This window comes from Enterobacter cloacae complex sp. SHL020 (assembly GCF_049236945.1).
GTDB classification, from domain to species: domain Bacteria; phylum Pseudomonadota; class Gammaproteobacteria; order Enterobacterales; family Enterobacteriaceae; genus Enterobacter; species Enterobacter dykesii.
In genome coordinates, this window is sequence record NZ_JBMKJF010000004.1 from 293,089 (window position 1) to 308,939 (window position 15,851).

Genomic DNA, 15,851 nt, shown 5'->3' on the forward strand with positions numbered 1-15,851 from the left:
ATGGAATTCGCTTTTTATATCTGTGGCCTTATCGCCATCCTGGCTACGCTGCGAGTGATTACGCACACCAATCCGGTGCATGCGCTGCTGTACTTAATCATCTCCCTGCTGGCTATTTCCGGAGTGTTCTTCGCACTGGGCGCACACTTCGCCGGTGCGCTGGAAATCATCGTCTACGCCGGGGCCATTATGGTGCTGTTCGTGTTCGTGGTGATGATGCTGAACCTGGGCGGCTCTGAGATTGAACAGGAACGTCAGTGGTTAAAACCGCAGGTGTGGATCGGCCCGGCAATTTTGTCGGCCATCATGCTGGCGGTGATTGTTTACGCCATTCTGGGCGTCAACGATCAGGGCATCGACGGCACGCCGATCGGCGCTAAAGAGGTCGGTATTACCCTCTTTGGCCCATACGTTCTGGCGGTTGAACTGGCCTCAATGCTGCTGCTGGCTGGTCTGGTTGTTGCTTTCCACGTTGGCCGCGAAGAGCGTGCTGGCGAGGTGCTGAGCAACCGCACTGACGACCGCGCGAAAAGAAAAACGGAGGAGCGCGCATGATCCCCTTAACACATGGACTGATCCTCGCTGCGATTTTATTCGTTCTGGGTCTGACCGGTCTGGTTATCCGCCGCAATCTGCTGTTTATGCTGATCGGTCTGGAAATCATGATTAACGCCTCCGCGCTGGCCTTCGTGGTCGCCGGAAGCTACTGGGGCCAGACCGATGGTCAGGTGATGTACATTCTCGCCATCAGCCTCGCGGCTGCCGAAGCGAGTATTGGCCTGGCGCTGTTGCTGCAGCTCCATCGTCGCCGCCAGAACCTGAACATCGATTCAGTAAGTGAGTTGCGTGGATGAACATGCTTGCCTTAACCATTATTTTTCCGCTGATTGGCTTCGTGCTGCTGGCGTTTTCTCGCGGCCGTTGGTCTGAGAATCTGTCTGCGACCGTGGGCATTGGCTCCATCGGTCTGGCTGCGCTGGTCACAGCGTATGCAGGTATCGACTTCTTTAACAACGGTCGTCAGCCTTTCAGCGTGCCGCTGTGGACCTGGATGTCGGTCGGTGATTTCAACATCGGCTTCAACCTGGTGCTGGACGGCCTCTCGCTGACCATGCTCTCCGTGGTCACCGGCGTTGGCTTCCTGATCCACATGTTCGCCTCCTGGTATATGCGCGGTGAAGAGGGGTACTCCCGCTTCTTCGCCTATACCAACCTGTTTATCGCCAGCATGGTGGTTCTGGTGCTGGCCGATAACCTGCTGCTGATGTATCTGGGCTGGGAAGGCGTGGGTCTCTGTTCTTACCTGCTGATCGGTTTCTACTACACCGATCCGAAGAATGGCGCAGCGGCCATGAAAGCGTTCGTCGTGACCCGCGTGGGTGACGTCTTCCTCGCTTTCGCGCTGTTCATTCTTTACAACGAACTGGGCACGCTGAACTTCCGCGAAATGGTGGAACTGGCGCCGGCACACTTCGCTGCAGGCAACAATATGCTGTGGTGGGCAACGCTGATGCTGCTGGGTGGCGCCGTGGGTAAATCCGCGCAGCTGCCGTTGCAGACGTGGCTGGCCGACGCGATGGCGGGTCCAACCCCTGTCTCCGCGCTGATCCACGCCGCGACCATGGTCACCGCCGGTGTTTACCTGATTGCGCGTACCCATGGCCTGTTCCTGATGACCCCGGAAATTCTGCATCTGGTGGGTATCGTCGGTGCGGTCACGCTGGTGCTGGCAGGCTTTGCCGCGCTGGTGCAGACCGACATCAAACGCGTTCTCGCGTATTCCACCATGAGCCAGATTGGCTACATGTTCCTTGCCCTGGGCGTTCAGGCGTGGGACGCAGCCATTTTCCACCTGATGACGCACGCGTTCTTTAAAGCGCTGCTGTTCCTCTCATCCGGTTCCGTGATTCTGGCCTGCCACCACGAGCAGAACATCTTCAAGATGGGCGGACTGCGTAAGTCCATTCCGCTGGTCTATGTCTGCTTCCTGGTGGGCGGCGCGGCGCTGGCGGCACTGCCGCTGATCACCGCGGGCTTCTTCAGTAAGGACGAAATCCTTGCGGGTGCCATGGCGAATGGTCATATCAATCTGATGGTTGCGGGTCTGGTCGGTGCGTTCATGACCTCCCTGTATACCTTCCGTATGATTTTCATCGTATTCCACGGTAAAGAACAAATTCACGCTCACGCAGGGAAGGGGATTACCCACCACCTGCCGCTGATTGTGCTACTGGTACTGTCCACCTTCGTTGGCGCGATGATTGTGCCGCCGCTGCAGGGCGTACTGCCAGACACCACCGAGCTTGAGCACGGTCGCGTTCTGACGCTTGAAATCACCTCCGGCGTGGTCGCTATCGCGGGCATCCTGATCGCTGCATGGCTGTGGCTGGGCAAACGTACGCTGGTGACTGCCGTTGCCAACAGTGCGCCGGGCCGTCTGCTGGGCACCTGGTGGTACAACGCGTGGGGCTTCGACTGGCTGTACGACATGATCTTCGTTAAGCCGTTCCTGGGCATTGCGTGGCTGCTGAAGCGCGATCCACTGAACAGCCTGATGAATATCCCGGCGATCCTTTCCCGCTTTGCAGGTAAAGGCCTGCTGTATAGCGAGAACGGTTACCTGCGCTGGTATGTGGCGTCAATGAGCATCGGTGCGGTTGTCGTGCTGGCGCTGCTGATGGTGTTGCGTTGATCGTTAAGTGAATTTTATTCGAATTCGTTGAAAATCAGGCCCCTGCTGGGGGCCTTAAAAAGGAATGTAAATCGCCATGTTACTACCCTGGCTAATATTAATTCCCTTCATCGGCGGCTTCCTGTGCTGGCAGACTGAACGCTTTGGCGTGAAGATGCCGCGCTGGATCGCGCTGATCACCATGGGATTGACGCTCGCGCTTGGTCTGCAACTGTGGTTGCAGGGCGGTTACTCACTGACCCAGTCTGCGGGCATTCCGCAGTGGCAGTCTGAGTTCATCCTGCCGTGGATCCCGCGTTTCGGCATTACGATCCACCTGGCGATTGACGGTCTGTCGCTGCTGATGGTGGTGCTGACCGGTCTGCTCGGCGTTCTGGCGGTACTTTGCTCCTGGCGAGAAATCGAAAAATACCAGGGCTTCTTCCACCTGAACCTGATGTGGATCCTGGGCGGCGTGATCGGCGTGTTCCTTGCCATCGACATGTTCCTGTTCTTCTTCTTCTGGGAGATGATGCTGGTGCCGATGTACTTCCTGATCGCGCTGTGGGGCCACAAGGCGTCCGACGGTAAAACGCGTATCACGGCGGCAACCAAGTTCTTCATCTATACCCAGGCGAGTGGTCTGGTGATGTTGATTGCCATTCTGGCGCTGGTGTTTGTTCACCACAACGCGACCGGAACCTGGACCTTCAACTACGAAGATTTGCTGAAGACGCCAATGTCCCACGGCGTTGAATACCTGCTGATGCTGGGCTTCTTCATCGCGTTCGCGGTGAAAATGCCGGTCGTTCCGCTGCACGGCTGGCTGCCAGACGCGCACTCTCAGGCACCAACGGCGGGTTCCGTTGACCTGGCGGGCATCTTGCTGAAAACGGCTGCCTACGGTCTGCTGCGTTTCGCACTGCCGCTGTTCCCGAATGCCTCCGCAGAGTTCGCACCGATTGCCATGTGGCTGGGTGTGATCGGTATCTTCTACGGTGCCTGGATGGCCTTCACGCAGTACGACATCAAGCGTCTGATTGCCTATACCTCCGTTTCCCACATGGGCTTCGTGCTGATTGCTATCTACACCGGCAGCCAGCTGGCGTACCAGGGCGCGGTGATCCAGATGATTGCGCACGGTCTGTCCGCAGCCGGCCTCTTCATCCTGTGCGGCCAGCTGTACGAACGTCTGCATACTCGCGACATGCGTATGATGGGCGGTCTGTGGAGCAAAATTAAATGGCTGCCAGCGCTCTCCATGTTCTTCGCGGTTGCCACCCTGGGGATGCCGGGTACCGGTAACTTCGTCGGCGAATTTATGATTCTGTTCGGCAGCTTCAAAGTGGTACCGGTGATTACCGTGATCTCCACCTTTGGTCTGGTGTTCGCTTCCGTGTACTCGCTGGCGATGCTGCACCGCGCATACTTCGGTAAAGCGAAGAGCGAAATTGCTGCACAAGAACTGCCGGGGATGTCGCTGCGTGAGCTGTTCATCATCCTGCTGCTGGTCGTACTGCTGGTGCTGCTGGGCTTCTTCCCGCAGCCGATTCTGGATACCTCGCACAGCGCGATGGGTAACATCCAGCAGTGGTTTGTTAATTCTGCTTCTACTACAAGGCCGTAATTCGCCATGACAATAACTCCACAACAACTGATCGCGCTGCTACCGCTGCTGATCGTCGGATTGACGGTGGTGGTTGTGATGCTCTCCATTGCGTGGCGACGTAATCACTTCCTGAATGCCACGCTGTCGGTCATCGGCCTGAACGCCGCGTTAGTCTCTCTCTGGTTTGTTGGCCAGGGTGGGGCGATGGACGTCACCCCGCTGATGCGCGTTGACGGTTACGCCATGCTGTATACCGGTCTGGTGCTGCTGGCGAGCCTGGCAACCTGTACCTTTGCGTACCCGTGGCTCGAAGGCTACAACGACAACAAAGAAGAGTTTTACCTGCTGGTTCTGATTGCCGCGCTGGGCGGCATTCTGCTGGCGAATGCGAACCACCTGGCCGCGCTGTTCCTCGGTATTGAGCTGATCTCTCTGCCGCTGTTCGGCCTGATTGGTTACGCCTTCCGTCAGAAGCGCTCTCTGGAAGCAAGCATCAAGTACACCATTCTGTCTGCTGCTGCGTCCTCGTTCCTGCTGTTTGGTATTGCGCTGCTGTACGCACAGTCCGGTAACCTCTCCTTCATGGCGCTCGGCAAGAGCCTCGGTGACGGCATGCTGCATGAGCCGCTGCTGCTGGCAGGTCTGGGCATGATGATTGTTGGCCTCGGCTTCAAACTCTCTCTGGTGCCGTTCCACCTGTGGACGCCAGACGTATACCAGGGCGCTCCGGCTCCGGTGTCGACCTTCCTGGCGACGGCGAGCAAAATCGCTATCTTCGGTGTGGTCATGCGTCTGTTCCTGTACGCGCCGGTTGGTGACAGCGAAGCGGTTCGCGTGGTGCTGGGCATTATCGCGTTCGTCTCCATCATCTTCGGTAACCTGATGGCGCTGAGCCAGACCAACATCAAGCGTCTGCTGGGCTACTCGTCTATCTCTCATCTGGGCTACCTGATGGTGGCGCTGATTGCGCTGCAGAGCGGTGAGATGTCGATGGAAGCCGTGGGCGTCTATCTGGCCGGTTACCTGTTCAGCAGCCTCGGCGCCTTCGGCGTGGTGAGCCTGATGTCCAGCCCGTACCGTGGCCCGGATGCCGATTCACTGTTCTCCTACCGTGGTCTGTTCTGGCACCGTCCGATCCTGTCCGCGGTGATGACCGTGATGATGCTCTCTCTGGCAGGTATCCCGATGACGCTTGGCTTCATCGGTAAGTTCTACGTGCTGGCCGTCGGTGTGCAGGCGAACCTGTGGTGGCTGACTGCGGGCGTGGTTATTGGCTCCGCGATTGGTCTCTACTACTACCTGCGCGTGGCCGTGAGCCTGTACCTGAGCGCGCCTCAGCAGCTCAACCGTGATGCCCCAACCAACTGGCAGTACAGCGCCGGTGGTATAGTGGTTCTCATCTCCGCGCTGCTGGTGCTGATCTTCGGTATCTATCCGCAGCCGCTGATTGATATCGTGCAGCGAGCGATGCCGCTGATGTAAAAACAAAAAACCCGCCTCGGCGGGTTTTTTATGGTTTTCTCCCTCTCCCCGTGGGAGAGGGACGGGCACCAGCCCGCACCAGACTTAAGCCAGCTGCTTGCGGCTAATCAACGGCCCGTCAATCTTCTTCATCGAGCGGTCCAGCACTTCCTCAATCACTGACGACAGCTCGTTCAGCTCAAACTTCGCCACATACCCGTCCGCCTTCACCTTGCGAATATGGTCTTCGTTGGCGTTACCGGAAAGGGAAGAGTGGATCACCACTGGAATGTCCTTCAATATCGGGTCGGTTTTGATTTTGCGCGTCAGCGTAAAACCGTCCATCTCCGGCATTTCAAGGTCGGTCAGCACCAGGGCGATCTTATCGGTGATGGGAACCCCCTCAGCCTGCGCCTGCGCGGCCAGAACCCCAATTTTCTCCCACGCGTCTTTGCCGGTGATATGCAGCTGCGCGGGGATCTCCATCGCCTGCAGACCTTTTTCCAGCATCGAGCGCGCCACTTTGGAATCTTCCGCGACGATGGCTACAGCGCCCGGTTTGATATGGAATTTGGTTGTCTTTAGATTCGTGGCGTGCAGATCGTGATTGGCCGGAGTGATGTCATACAGGATCTGCTCAACGTCCAGCACCATCGCCAGATCGTTGGTATCGGTCTTCTCGTCAAGACACGCGATGCTGGTGATGTAGCGACCGCTGACGGCGGTTTCCGCCGCATGCACCTGCTTCCAGTCCAGACGCATGATGTTCTCAACCGATTCCACGGCAAACGCCTGCACGCTGCGCGCGTATTCGGTGATCAGCAGGATGTTCAGCCCGGTGGTGGGCTTACAGCCCGCCACGGCGGCCAGGTCGATCACCGGGATCACCTGATCGCGAATATTCACCATTCCCATCAGCGGTGACTTCATCCCGGCGGGTTTCGTGAACTCCGGCATCGGCACAATTTCACGCAGCTTAAAAACGTTAATGCCAAACAGCTCGGATTTATTTTCGTTCAGAGAGGTGCCAAGACGGAACAGCAACAGTTCAAAACGGTTCGACAGGGTCAGATTCGCCCTGTCATCAATATCTTTCTGGAAATTATCCATTCTACCCTCGAGAGAAATGCTGACCTTTTAATCGTTATCGGCATCCTGAGGGAAAAATGAAGGACTAAACGCTAACCTGAGCGAAATCTTCGGCCAGCTCACATTCCGGGAACAGCGCGCGGCACTCTGCCAGCAGGCTTGCGCATCCCCGCGCGTCGTAGCGCGAGCTGACGTGGGTGACGATGAGCCGCCCTACGCCCGCGTCATGGGCAAGCTGCGCCGCCTGACGCGTGGAGCTGTGGCCCCGGCTGTTGGCTTTCTCTTCCATCGCCGTTTCAAGCGTCGCTTCATGCACCATCACGTCCACGCCCTGAGCCAGCGTGAGCGCCGCCGGGCACGGGGCCGTATCGCCAAAAATTGCCAGCTTTTTGCCGGGCTGCGGTGCGGCGAGATAATCCCGGCCGTTAATGACGCGTCCGTCCTCCAGCGTGACGGTCTCTCCATGCTTCAGACGCTGGAACAGCGGCCCGGGTTTTACGCCGTCGGCCATCAACGCGGCGGCATCCAGCGCGCCGGGTTTATCATGCGCCTCAATGCGGTAGCCATAGCACTCCACAGGATGATTGAGCGGTTGAGCGGTAACCCGATAATCCCCGTCGTCGAATACCAGGCCTTCGGCAATCTCAACGACCTCCAGCGGATAATCCGTCCATGACCCGCTAAGGCGCAGCGTTGTTTCTACAAATTCACGAATACCCGCTGGCCCGTAAATCGTCAGCGGGTTGGCGTTACCGGCCATCGAGCGGCTGCACAGCAGGCCGGGAAGGCCAAACAGATGGTCGCCATGCAGATGGGTGATAAAAATTTTATCCAGCTTGCCGGGGTGGTAAGTGGTGCGTAACAGCTGATGCTGCGTCCCTTCACCGCAGTCAAACAGCCACAGCCCGCCGCGGGTGGGATGCTTAAGATCCAGCAGGATCGCCGTCACGTTCCGTGAGCGGGTTGGCACGCCAGCGGACGTACCCAGAAAAATCAGTTCCATAACGCAATCAGCCCTTTGCCGAACGGGGAGGGGTTTAGTATAACGTGATGAACCCCAGGAAGGAGACTGACATGATCCAGTGGCAAGATTTACATCATAGTGACCTCACCGTAAATGAACTTTACGCGCTGCTTAAACTGCGCTGTGAAGTATTTGTTGTAGAACAGACCTGCCCGTATCAGGACATCGACGGCGATGACCTCGTTGGTGAGAACCGCCATATCCTCGGCTGGCGGGATAACGAGCTGGTGGCGTATGCGAGGATTCTGAAAAGCGAAGACGATTTTGAGCCCGTGGTGATTGGTCGGGTCATCATCAGCGGCAACGCGCGGGGTGAAAAACTGGGCTATCAGCTGATGGAAAAAACGCTGGAGGCGTGCCGGAAACAGTGGCCGGACAAGGCGCTATACCTGGGCGCGCAGGCACACCTGCAGTCCTTCTACGGCCACTTTGGTTTTGCGCCGGTGACGCAGGTCTACGATGAAGATGGCATTCCGCACATCGGCATGGCGCGGGAAGTGAAACAGGCGTAATGGCATCGCGTTGGCTATAGTTAGCGGACTGGTGTACTAACATGGAGAAAACTATGTCATTTCAATCCTGGGATACCCGTATCGACGACGATCTGGCTTTACTGAGCGAAACGCTGGAAGAGGTGTTACGTTCGTCCGGCGACCCTGCCGATCAGAAATATATTGAGCTAAAAGCCCGTGCCGAGCAGGCGCTGCATGAAGTGAAAAACCGCGTCAGCCATGCGTCTGATACCTACTACTATCGTGCCAAAAAAGCGGTGTACCGTGCCGATGATTACGTTCATGAAAAACCGTGGCAGGGTATTGGGGTGGGTGCTGCCGTGGGGCTGGTTCTGGGGCTTCTGTTAGCCCGTCGTTAAGCCGCTTAACCACTCCCTATACGTGGGTACTGCTATTTATTGCCAGTACCCCGTATAATACGAGGTTTTAACAGGGAGAGGTTCGCGTGAATTCGATTTTCCTCGCGCTGGAGCAACTGCGTTCCCAGCTGTCGCAAGCGTTACCCGCAGCACCCGGCATACGTCATTTCGACGTCTCTTTCCCGTTAAACGATGCTTTCGATCCCCTCGCCTGGCTGGGCGAGCAGCGGTGCTATCCGCAGTTTTACTGGCAGCAGCGTAACGGCGATGAAGAGCTGGCCGCGCTGGGGGCGGTCAACCAATTTTCCTCTCTGGCATTAGCCTCGCAGTTTTTGCGCGAGCAAAATGCGGCAAGTGATACTCGTATCTGCGGCCTGAACGCCTTTAACCCCGAACAGGGGAGCCTATTTTTACCGCGACTGTTCTGGCGGCGTACTGCCGGCAACGCCACGCTGCGCCTTCAGCTCTGGAGCGACCGCTCGCTTGTGGAGGATGCCCGCGTCGCGCAGGATTTTTTACAGCAGCTCCGTCCTGCCAAATCTATCCGTCCGCTCTCCGTGCATGTTGAGCACGAAACCCATCAGCCGCAGCAGGCCGAATGGCTGAAGCTTATCCGCACGGCGACGGAGGCCATCGCGCGCGGTGATTTTGAAAAGGTGGTTCTCGCCCGGGCAACCGATCTGCAGTTCTCGCAGCGCGTTAACCCTGTCGCGCTAATGGCCGCCAGCCGCGCCCTGAATTTACATTGCTATCATTTCTGCATGGTATTTGACGCCAGCAACGCGTTTCTCGGCTCTACGCCCGAGCGTCTCTGGCGGCGGCGCGGCAAGCTGCTGCGCACGGAAGCGCTCGCTGGCACCGCCGCCAGCCATAACGATGATAGCCAGGCGCAGCGTCTCGGCGAGTGGCTGCTGAATGATGATAAAAACCAGCGCGAAAATATGCTGGTGGTGGAAGATATCTGCCAGCGTCTTCAGCACTCTACGCAGACGCTTGAGGTACTGCCCCCCCAGGTGGTACGCCTGCGTAAGGTGCAGCATTTGCGCCGCTGTATCTGGACCGAGCTCAAACAGGCCGACGACGAGCAGTGCCTGCTCATGTTGCAGCCGACCGCGGCCGTTGCCGGATTACCCCGACAGCCCGCGCGCGAGTTTATCCAGAAGGTTGAACCCTTTAACCGCGAGTGGTACGCCGGTTCGGCCGGGTACTTATCCCCCGAACAGAGTGAGTTCTGCGTGGCGCTGCGCTCCGCGCGCGTTCAGGAGGACTCACTGCGGCTCTACGCCGGCGCCGGTATTGTCAGCGGGTCTGACCCGGAGCAGGAGTGGCAGGAGATTGAAAACAAAGCCGCCGGATTGCGCTCTCTGCTCCTAAGGGATTAATACAGATTCGCGCAATCCCGATTCATATCAAAATTCCAATTTTTTCTATTATTTATACTGTGTCGTATTCTTGATACCGGACAATCTCATGTCAGTAAGTTCTTTTAACCGACGCTGGGCGGCGGTGATCCTTGAAGCCCTGACGCGCCATGGCGTCAGGCACGTGTGTATTGCACCGGGTTCTCGCTCAACGCCGCTGACGCTGGCGGCCGCAGAAAACCGGGCGTTGATTCACCACACCCACTTTGATGAACGCGGCCTCGGCCATCTGGCGCTGGGGCTGGCGAAGGTCAGCAAAGAACCTGTGGCGGTGATTGTCACCTCCGGTACCGCCGTGGCGAACCTCTATCCGGCCCTGATTGAAGCCGGATTAACGGGTGAAAAACTGATCTTACTGACGGCCGATCGTCCCCCTGAGCTTATCGACTGCGGTGCCAATCAGGCCATTCGCCAGCCGGGGCTCTTTTCTTCGCATCCTTCGCAGACGATTTCGTTACCGCGTCCCACCCAGGATATTCCGGCAAGCTGGCTGGTCTCCACCGTCGATCACGCTATGGAGACGTTGCGCAGCGGGGCGCTGCATATCAACTGCCCGTTTGCCGAGCCGCTGTATGGCGAGCTGGACGATACGGGTCTTGACTGGCAGCAGTCCCTCGGCGACTGGTGGGAGAGTGAAAAACCGTGGCTGCGCGAGCAGACGCATCTTGAGAGCGCGAAGCAGCGCGACTGGTTCTTCTGGCGGCAGAAGCGCGGCGTGGTGATTGCCGGGCGCATGAGCGCCGCCGAAGGCAAACTGGTTGCCGAATGGGCGCAAACCCTCGGCTGGCCGCTGATAGGCGATGTGCTTTCCCAGACCGGTCAGCCACTGCCGTGTGCCGACCTCTGGCTGGGTAACGCGAAAGCGGTCACCGAGCTTGCGCAGGCGCAGATTGTTGTCCAGCTTGGATCGAGTTTGACCGGCAAACGGTTACTGCAGTGGCAGGCCACCTGCACGCCGGAAGAGTACTGGCTGGTGGATTCGCTGGAGGGACGGCTTGACCCGGCGCATCACCGCGGGCGTCGTCTGGTCAGCAGTATCGACGCCTGGCTGACGCTTCATCCGGCTGAAAAACGCAAGCCCTGGGCGGTGGCCATCCCGGACCTTTCGCGCCAGGCGTGGGAGCTGACCAAAGCGCACTGTGAAGCGTTTAGCGAAGCCGGGCTGGCGCACCGCATTCGCCAGTACCTGCCTGAACAGGGGCAGCTGTTTGTCGGCAATAGCCTCGTCGTGCGGCTGATTGACGCTTTCTCGAAGCTGCCCGCGGGCTACCCGGTGTACAGCAACCGCGGTGCCAGCGGTATCGACGGGCTGATCTCCACGGCGGCGGGCGTGCAGCGCGCCAGCGCGAAATCGACGCTGGCGATCGTGGGCGATCTCTCCGCGCTCTACGATCTTAACGCGCTGGCGCTGCTGCGTCAGGCGTCAGCCCCGTTTGTGCTGATTGTGGTCAACAACAACGGCGGGCAGATTTTCTCCCTGCTGCCTACGCCGCAGAGCGAGCGCGAGCGTTTCTATCTGATGCCGCAGAACGTGCAGTTCGAACACGCCGCGGCGATGTTTAGCCTGAAATACCATCGCCCGGAAAGCTGGGAGCAGCTGGACGCGGCGTTAAGCAGCGCCTGGAAACAGCCGGGCGCGACGCTGATTGAGCTGGTGGTGAACGAGGCTGACGGTGCGCAGGCCCTGCAAAGCCTGCTGGCGCAGGTGAGCCACCTGTGATCCTCTCGGGCGTGCAGCAGGCTGGCAAACCGGGCTATCCCTGGCTGGTCTTTTTGCACGGTTTTTCCGGCGACTGCCGCGAGTGGCAGAGGGTCGGTGAAGGGCTCAGCGATTATCCCCGGCTGTATCTGGATCTGCCGGGTCACGGCGGATCCCGGAATCTGGGCGTTACGGGGTTTGACGAGATGAGCACGTTGCTCACCCGAACCCTTCTTAGTTACAACATACTTAAGTTCTGGCTCATCGGGTACTCCCTCGGCGGCCGCATTGCGATGTTTCATGCCTGCCAGCAGCCGAAGGGGCTGCTCGGGGTGATTGTTGAAGGTGGACATCCGGGCCTTCAGGATGCAGATGCGAGAAGTGCGCGGCTGGCCTCAGACCGCCGCTGGGCAACGCGTTTTCGCACCGAACCGCTGGATAAGGTGTTCGCTGACTGGTACCAACAGCCCGTGTTTGCCTCCCTTACGAACGCCCAGCGCGAGGCGCTGATTACCCTGCGCAGCCAGAACAACGGCGCGACGCTGGCGATGATGCTCGAGGCGACCTCGCTGGCCGTGCAGCCAGATTTGCGTGCCGCGCTTAGCGCACGCGATTTCTCTTTTGACTATCTCTATGGCGAACGGGATGAGAAGTTCGCGACCCTTGCCGCGGAAGTGAACGCCGTTCGCCATGCCATTCCAGACGCCGGACACAACGCCCACCGGGAAAACCCCGATGCGGTTATCGCGAGTCTGGCTCAGATACTGCGTTATCGAATAAAGGACACTCTATGATCTACCCTGATGAAAACATGCTTTACGCCCCGGTTGAATGGCAGGACTGCTCCGAAGGCTACACCGACATTCGTTACCACAAATCCACCGACGGCATTGCCAAAATCACCATCAACCGTCCGCAGGTGCGTAACGCCTTCCGTCCGTTGACCGTGAAAGAGATGATTCAGGCCCTGGCGGATGCGCGCTACGACGACAACATCGGCGTGATTGTCCTGACCGGCGAAGGCGACAAAGCGTTCTGCTCCGGTGGCGATCAGAAAGTGCGCGGCGACTACGGCGGATACCAGGACGATGCGGGTACCCACCACCTGAACGTCCTCGATTTCCAGCGTCAGATCCGCACCTGTCCAAAACCGGTGGTGGCGATGGTAGCGGGCTACTCCATCGGCGGCGGTCACGTGCTGCACATGATGTGCGATCTGACCATTGCGGCCGAGAACGCCATCTTCGGCCAGACCGGTCCGAAAGTGGGCTCCTTCGACGGCGGCTGGGGCGCCTCGTACATGGCGCGCATCGTCGGACAGAAAAAAGCCCGCGAAATCTGGTTCCTGTGCCGTCAGTACAACGCCCAGGAAGCGCTGGATATGGGCCTGGTGAATACCGTAGTACCGATTGCCGATCTGGAAAAAGAGACCGTTCGCTGGTGCCGCGAAATGCTGCAAAACAGCCCGATGGCGCTGCGCTGCCTGAAGGCCGCTCTCAACGCCGACTGCGACGGTCAGGCGGGTCTGCAGGAGCTGGCGGGCAACGCCACCATGCTGTTCTACATGACCGAAGAGGGTCAGGAAGGGCGCAACGCGTTTAACGAAAAACGCCAGCCGGACTTCAGCAAATACAAACGGAACCCGTAATGCGTCGCGCGCAGGTTTACCGCTGGCAGATACCGATGGACGCGGGCGTGGTGCTGCGTGAACGGCGGTTAAAAACCCGTGACGGCTTCTTCGTGCATCTGCAGCAGGGCGAGCGGGAAGGCTGGGGCGAGATTTCTCCTCTGCCGGGATTTAGCCTGGAGTCGCTGGATGACGCGCAGTCTGTATTGCTGGCGTGGGCAGACGCGTGGCGTGAGGGGGCGGATCCGGCGTTGCCGGACGTGCCTTCCGCGGCTTTTGGCATCAGCTGCGCGCTGGCGGAGCTGGACGGTAGCCTGCCTGAAGAGGCTAACTACCGCGCGGCACCGCTCTGTACGGGCGATCCTGACGAGCTGTTCGCGATGCTCTCCACCATGCCGGGCGAGAAAGTGGCGAAAATTAAAGTCGGTCTCTACGAGGCGGTGCGCGACGGCATGGTCGCTAACCTGCTGCTGGAGGCGATCCCCGACCTTCATCTGCGTCTGGACGCTAACCGCGCCTGGACGCCGCTCAAGGCGCAGCAGTTCGCAAAGTACGTCAATCCGGCGTACCGCAGCCGCATTGCCTTCCTCGAAGAACCGTGCAAAACCCGCGACGATTCGCGCGCGTTTGCCCGCGAAACGGGGATTGCCATCGCCTGGGATGAAAGCCTGCGCGAGGACGATTTTGAATTTGTCGCCGAGCCCGGCGTCAGCGCGGTGGTGATTAAACCGACGCTGACCGGCAGCCTGGCGAAGGTGCGCGAGCAGGTCGCGGCGGCGCACGCCTCTGGGCTGACGGCGGTCATCAGCTCGTCGATTGAGTCCAGCCTTGGACTAACCCAGCTGGCGCGCATTGCCGCCTGGTTAACGCCGGATACCATCCCTGGCCTCGACACGCTGAACCTGATGCAGGCTCAGCTTCTTCGCCCGTGGCCGGACAGCGCGCTGCCGTGCCTTGATGTCGCGTCGCTGGAGCCGCTGCGATGAGTTTTTCCGACTGGCCGTGGCGGCACTGGTGCACGCAGTTTGCCAATAAACCGGCCCTGAGGCTGAACGACGAGGTGCTCAGCTGGCAACAGCTGTGCGCGCGCGTCGACCGCCTTGCGGCGGGCTTTCACCGTCAGGGCGTGGAGGAGGGCGACGGCGTGCTGCTGCTGGCCCATAATCACCCGCATACCCTGCTGGCGTGGCTGGCGCTGCTCCAGTGCGGGGCGCGTATTCTTCCCGTGAATCCGCAGCTGCCGCGCCCGCTGCTGGACGTGTTGCTCCCGCAGATGACGCTGCGCTTTGCGCTGGTGCTGGACGGTACCTGCGACGGTCTTCCTGCCCTGAGCATGCGCGAGACAGCCGATGCGTATTGCGTTGCGTGGCAACCGGCGCGGCTGGCGTCCATGACGCTAACCTCCGGCTCCACCGGGCTGCCGAAAGCGGCAGTGCATACCTGCGACGCCCATCTCGCCAGCGCGCGCGGCGTGCTGGCGCTGATGCCCTACGGCGAAGATGACGACTGGCTGCTTTCGCTGCCGCTGTTTCACGTTTCCGGCCAGGGGATTTTATGGCGCTGGCTGCAGGCCGGCGCGCGGTTAACCGTGCGCGAGAAACAGCCGCTGGCGCAGGCTCTGCGTGGTTGCACTCATGCCTCGCTGGTGCCGACCCAGCTCTGGCGTCTGCTTAACACCCACCAGCCTGTCGCACTGAAAGCGGTGCTGCTGGGCGGGGCCGCCATTCCTGTGGAATTAACGCAGCAGGCGCGAGAGCAGGGTATTCATACCTTCTGCGGCTACGGCCTGACCGAGTTTGCCTCTACCGTCTGCGCGAAAGCGGCGGACGGCGAGCCGGACGTAGGCTATGCGCTGCCGGGCAGAGAGGTGCAGGTGGTTAACGGCGAGGTCTGGATCCGGGCGCAGAGCATGGCCTCAGGCTACTGGCGGAACGGCGAACTGGTTCCGCTGACCAACGCGCAGGGATGGTTCGCTACCCGCGATCGCGGTGAATGGCATGACGGCCGCCTGACGATCCTCGGCCGCATGGACAACCTCTTTTTTAGCGGCGGAGAAGGGATCCAGCCGGAGAGCCTTGAGCGCGTTATCGCCCGCCATCCGCAGATTAACCAGGTGTTTATCGTTCCGCTGGACGACGCCGAGTTTGGACAGCGTCCGGTGGCGGTGGTGGAGTGCGAGCCGGGAACGGATATCACCTGTTTACCTGACTGGGTCAGGGATAAGGTGGCGCGTTTTGAGCAACCCGTCCGCTGGCTGCTGTTGCCGACCGAACTCAAAAATGGCGGCATTAAAGTCTCGCGCCGCGCGTTGCAGCAGTGGGTGAACGCCTCGCTGAAGGGATAATAGCCGTTTCAAATAATTACAATCTACTGACCTGC

15 protein-coding genes are annotated in these 15,851 nt (G+C 59.3%); 13 read left to right on the plus strand and 2 right to left on the minus strand.

What is annotated here, in order from left to right:
* The 5 genes from nuoJ to nuoN all read left to right on the plus strand — a co-directional run bounded on the left by nuoJ (position 1) and on the right by nuoN (position 5,762).
* Positions 1 to 555 carry an NADH-quinone oxidoreductase subunit J gene (gene nuoJ, locus ACOTZB_RS12960; RefSeq protein WP_023312534.1) on the plus strand — a complete coding sequence of 185 codons (555 nt, stop codon included), beginning with the start codon at positions 1 to 3 and terminating at the stop codon, positions 553 to 555.
* Positions 552 to 854: an NADH-quinone oxidoreductase subunit NuoK gene (gene nuoK / locus ACOTZB_RS12965; protein WP_003861496.1), complete on the plus strand. Its 303-nt coding sequence runs from the start codon at positions 552 to 554 to the stop codon at positions 852 to 854. Before nuoJ ends, nuoK begins: the two co-directional genes overlap by 4 nt.
* Positions 851 to 2,692: an NADH-quinone oxidoreductase subunit L gene (gene nuoL, locus ACOTZB_RS12970; protein WP_014884634.1), complete on the plus strand. Its 1,842-nt coding sequence runs from the start codon at positions 851 to 853 to the stop codon at positions 2,690 to 2,692. Before nuoK ends, nuoL begins: the two co-directional genes overlap by 4 nt.
* A 76-nt stretch (positions 2,693 to 2,768) precedes the next feature.
* Positions 2,769 to 4,298, plus strand: a complete 1,530-nt coding sequence (nuoM, locus tag ACOTZB_RS12975) for an NADH-quinone oxidoreductase subunit M (protein ID WP_023312532.1) — start codon at positions 2,769 to 2,771, stop codon at positions 4,296 to 4,298.
* A gap of 6 nt (positions 4,299 to 4,304) precedes the next feature.
* Entirely contained in the window at positions 4,305 to 5,762 is a 1,458-nt protein-coding gene (gene nuoN / locus ACOTZB_RS12980) for an NADH-quinone oxidoreductase subunit NuoN (protein WP_047652564.1), read from the plus strand.
* A gap of 84 nt (positions 5,763 to 5,846) precedes the next feature.
* Here the strand turns inward: nuoN and ACOTZB_RS12985 are convergent, their stop codons facing one another.
* The gene (locus tag ACOTZB_RS12985) at positions 5,847 to 6,851 is read right to left on the minus strand and encodes a chemotaxis protein (RefSeq protein WP_033146077.1); all 1,005 of its coding nucleotides are present in this window, start codon (positions 6,849 to 6,851) and stop codon (positions 5,847 to 5,849) included.
* 64 nt (positions 6,852 to 6,915) lie between these two features.
* The gene (gene rbn, locus ACOTZB_RS12990) at positions 6,916 to 7,833 is read right to left on the minus strand and encodes a ribonuclease BN (RefSeq protein ID WP_421627314.1); all 918 of its coding nucleotides are present in this window, start codon (positions 7,831 to 7,833) and stop codon (positions 6,916 to 6,918) included.
* A 71-nt stretch (positions 7,834 to 7,904) separates the two neighbouring features.
* Here rbn and ACOTZB_RS12995 point away from each other — a divergent pair, with 71 nt between their 5' ends.
* The 8 genes from ACOTZB_RS12995 (at position 7,905) to menE (ending at position 15,816) form a co-directional block, all read left to right on the plus strand.
* Positions 7,905 to 8,366 (plus strand): GNAT family N-acetyltransferase, encoded by a 462-nt coding sequence (locus ACOTZB_RS12995; protein ID WP_193806098.1) that lies wholly within the window; start codon positions 7,905 to 7,907, stop codon positions 8,364 to 8,366.
* 53 nt (positions 8,367 to 8,419) lie between these two features.
* Positions 8,420 to 8,725, plus strand: a complete 306-nt coding sequence (gene elaB, locus ACOTZB_RS13000; RefSeq protein ID WP_008500219.1) for a stress response protein ElaB — start codon at positions 8,420 to 8,422, stop codon at positions 8,723 to 8,725.
* Between the two features lie 86 nt (positions 8,726 to 8,811).
* A complete protein-coding gene (menF, locus tag ACOTZB_RS13005) occupies positions 8,812 to 10,107 on the plus strand; it encodes an isochorismate synthase MenF (protein ID WP_421627316.1) in 1,296 nt (431 codons plus the stop codon).
* 88 nt (positions 10,108 to 10,195) lie between these two features.
* Positions 10,196 to 11,866, plus strand: a complete 1,671-nt coding sequence (menD, locus tag ACOTZB_RS13010; protein ID WP_421627317.1) for a 2-succinyl-5-enolpyruvyl-6-hydroxy-3-cyclohexene-1-carboxylic-acid synthase — start codon at positions 10,196 to 10,198, stop codon at positions 11,864 to 11,866.
* Positions 11,863 to 12,639: a 2-succinyl-6-hydroxy-2,4-cyclohexadiene-1-carboxylate synthase gene (menH, locus tag ACOTZB_RS13015; protein WP_421627319.1), complete on the plus strand. Its 777-nt coding sequence runs from the start codon at positions 11,863 to 11,865 to the stop codon at positions 12,637 to 12,639. Before menD ends, menH begins: the two co-directional genes overlap by 4 nt.
* The gene (gene menB / locus ACOTZB_RS13020; protein ID WP_023312524.1) at positions 12,636 to 13,493 is read left to right on the plus strand and encodes a 1,4-dihydroxy-2-naphthoyl-CoA synthase; all 858 of its coding nucleotides are present in this window, start codon (positions 12,636 to 12,638) and stop codon (positions 13,491 to 13,493) included. Before menH ends, menB begins: the two co-directional genes overlap by 4 nt.
* Positions 13,493 to 14,458, plus strand: coding sequence for an o-succinylbenzoate synthase (gene menC, locus ACOTZB_RS13025; RefSeq protein ID WP_421627321.1), 966 nt, complete (start codon positions 13,493 to 13,495; stop codon positions 14,456 to 14,458). The genes menB and menC overlap by 1 nt, the downstream gene beginning before the upstream one ends.
* Positions 14,455 to 15,816 carry an o-succinylbenzoate--CoA ligase gene (gene menE / locus ACOTZB_RS13030; RefSeq protein WP_421627322.1) on the plus strand — a complete coding sequence of 454 codons (1,362 nt, stop codon included), beginning with the start codon at positions 14,455 to 14,457 and terminating at the stop codon, positions 15,814 to 15,816. Before menC ends, menE begins: the two co-directional genes overlap by 4 nt.
* The last annotated feature ends 35 nt before the right edge of the window (positions 15,817 to 15,851 follow it).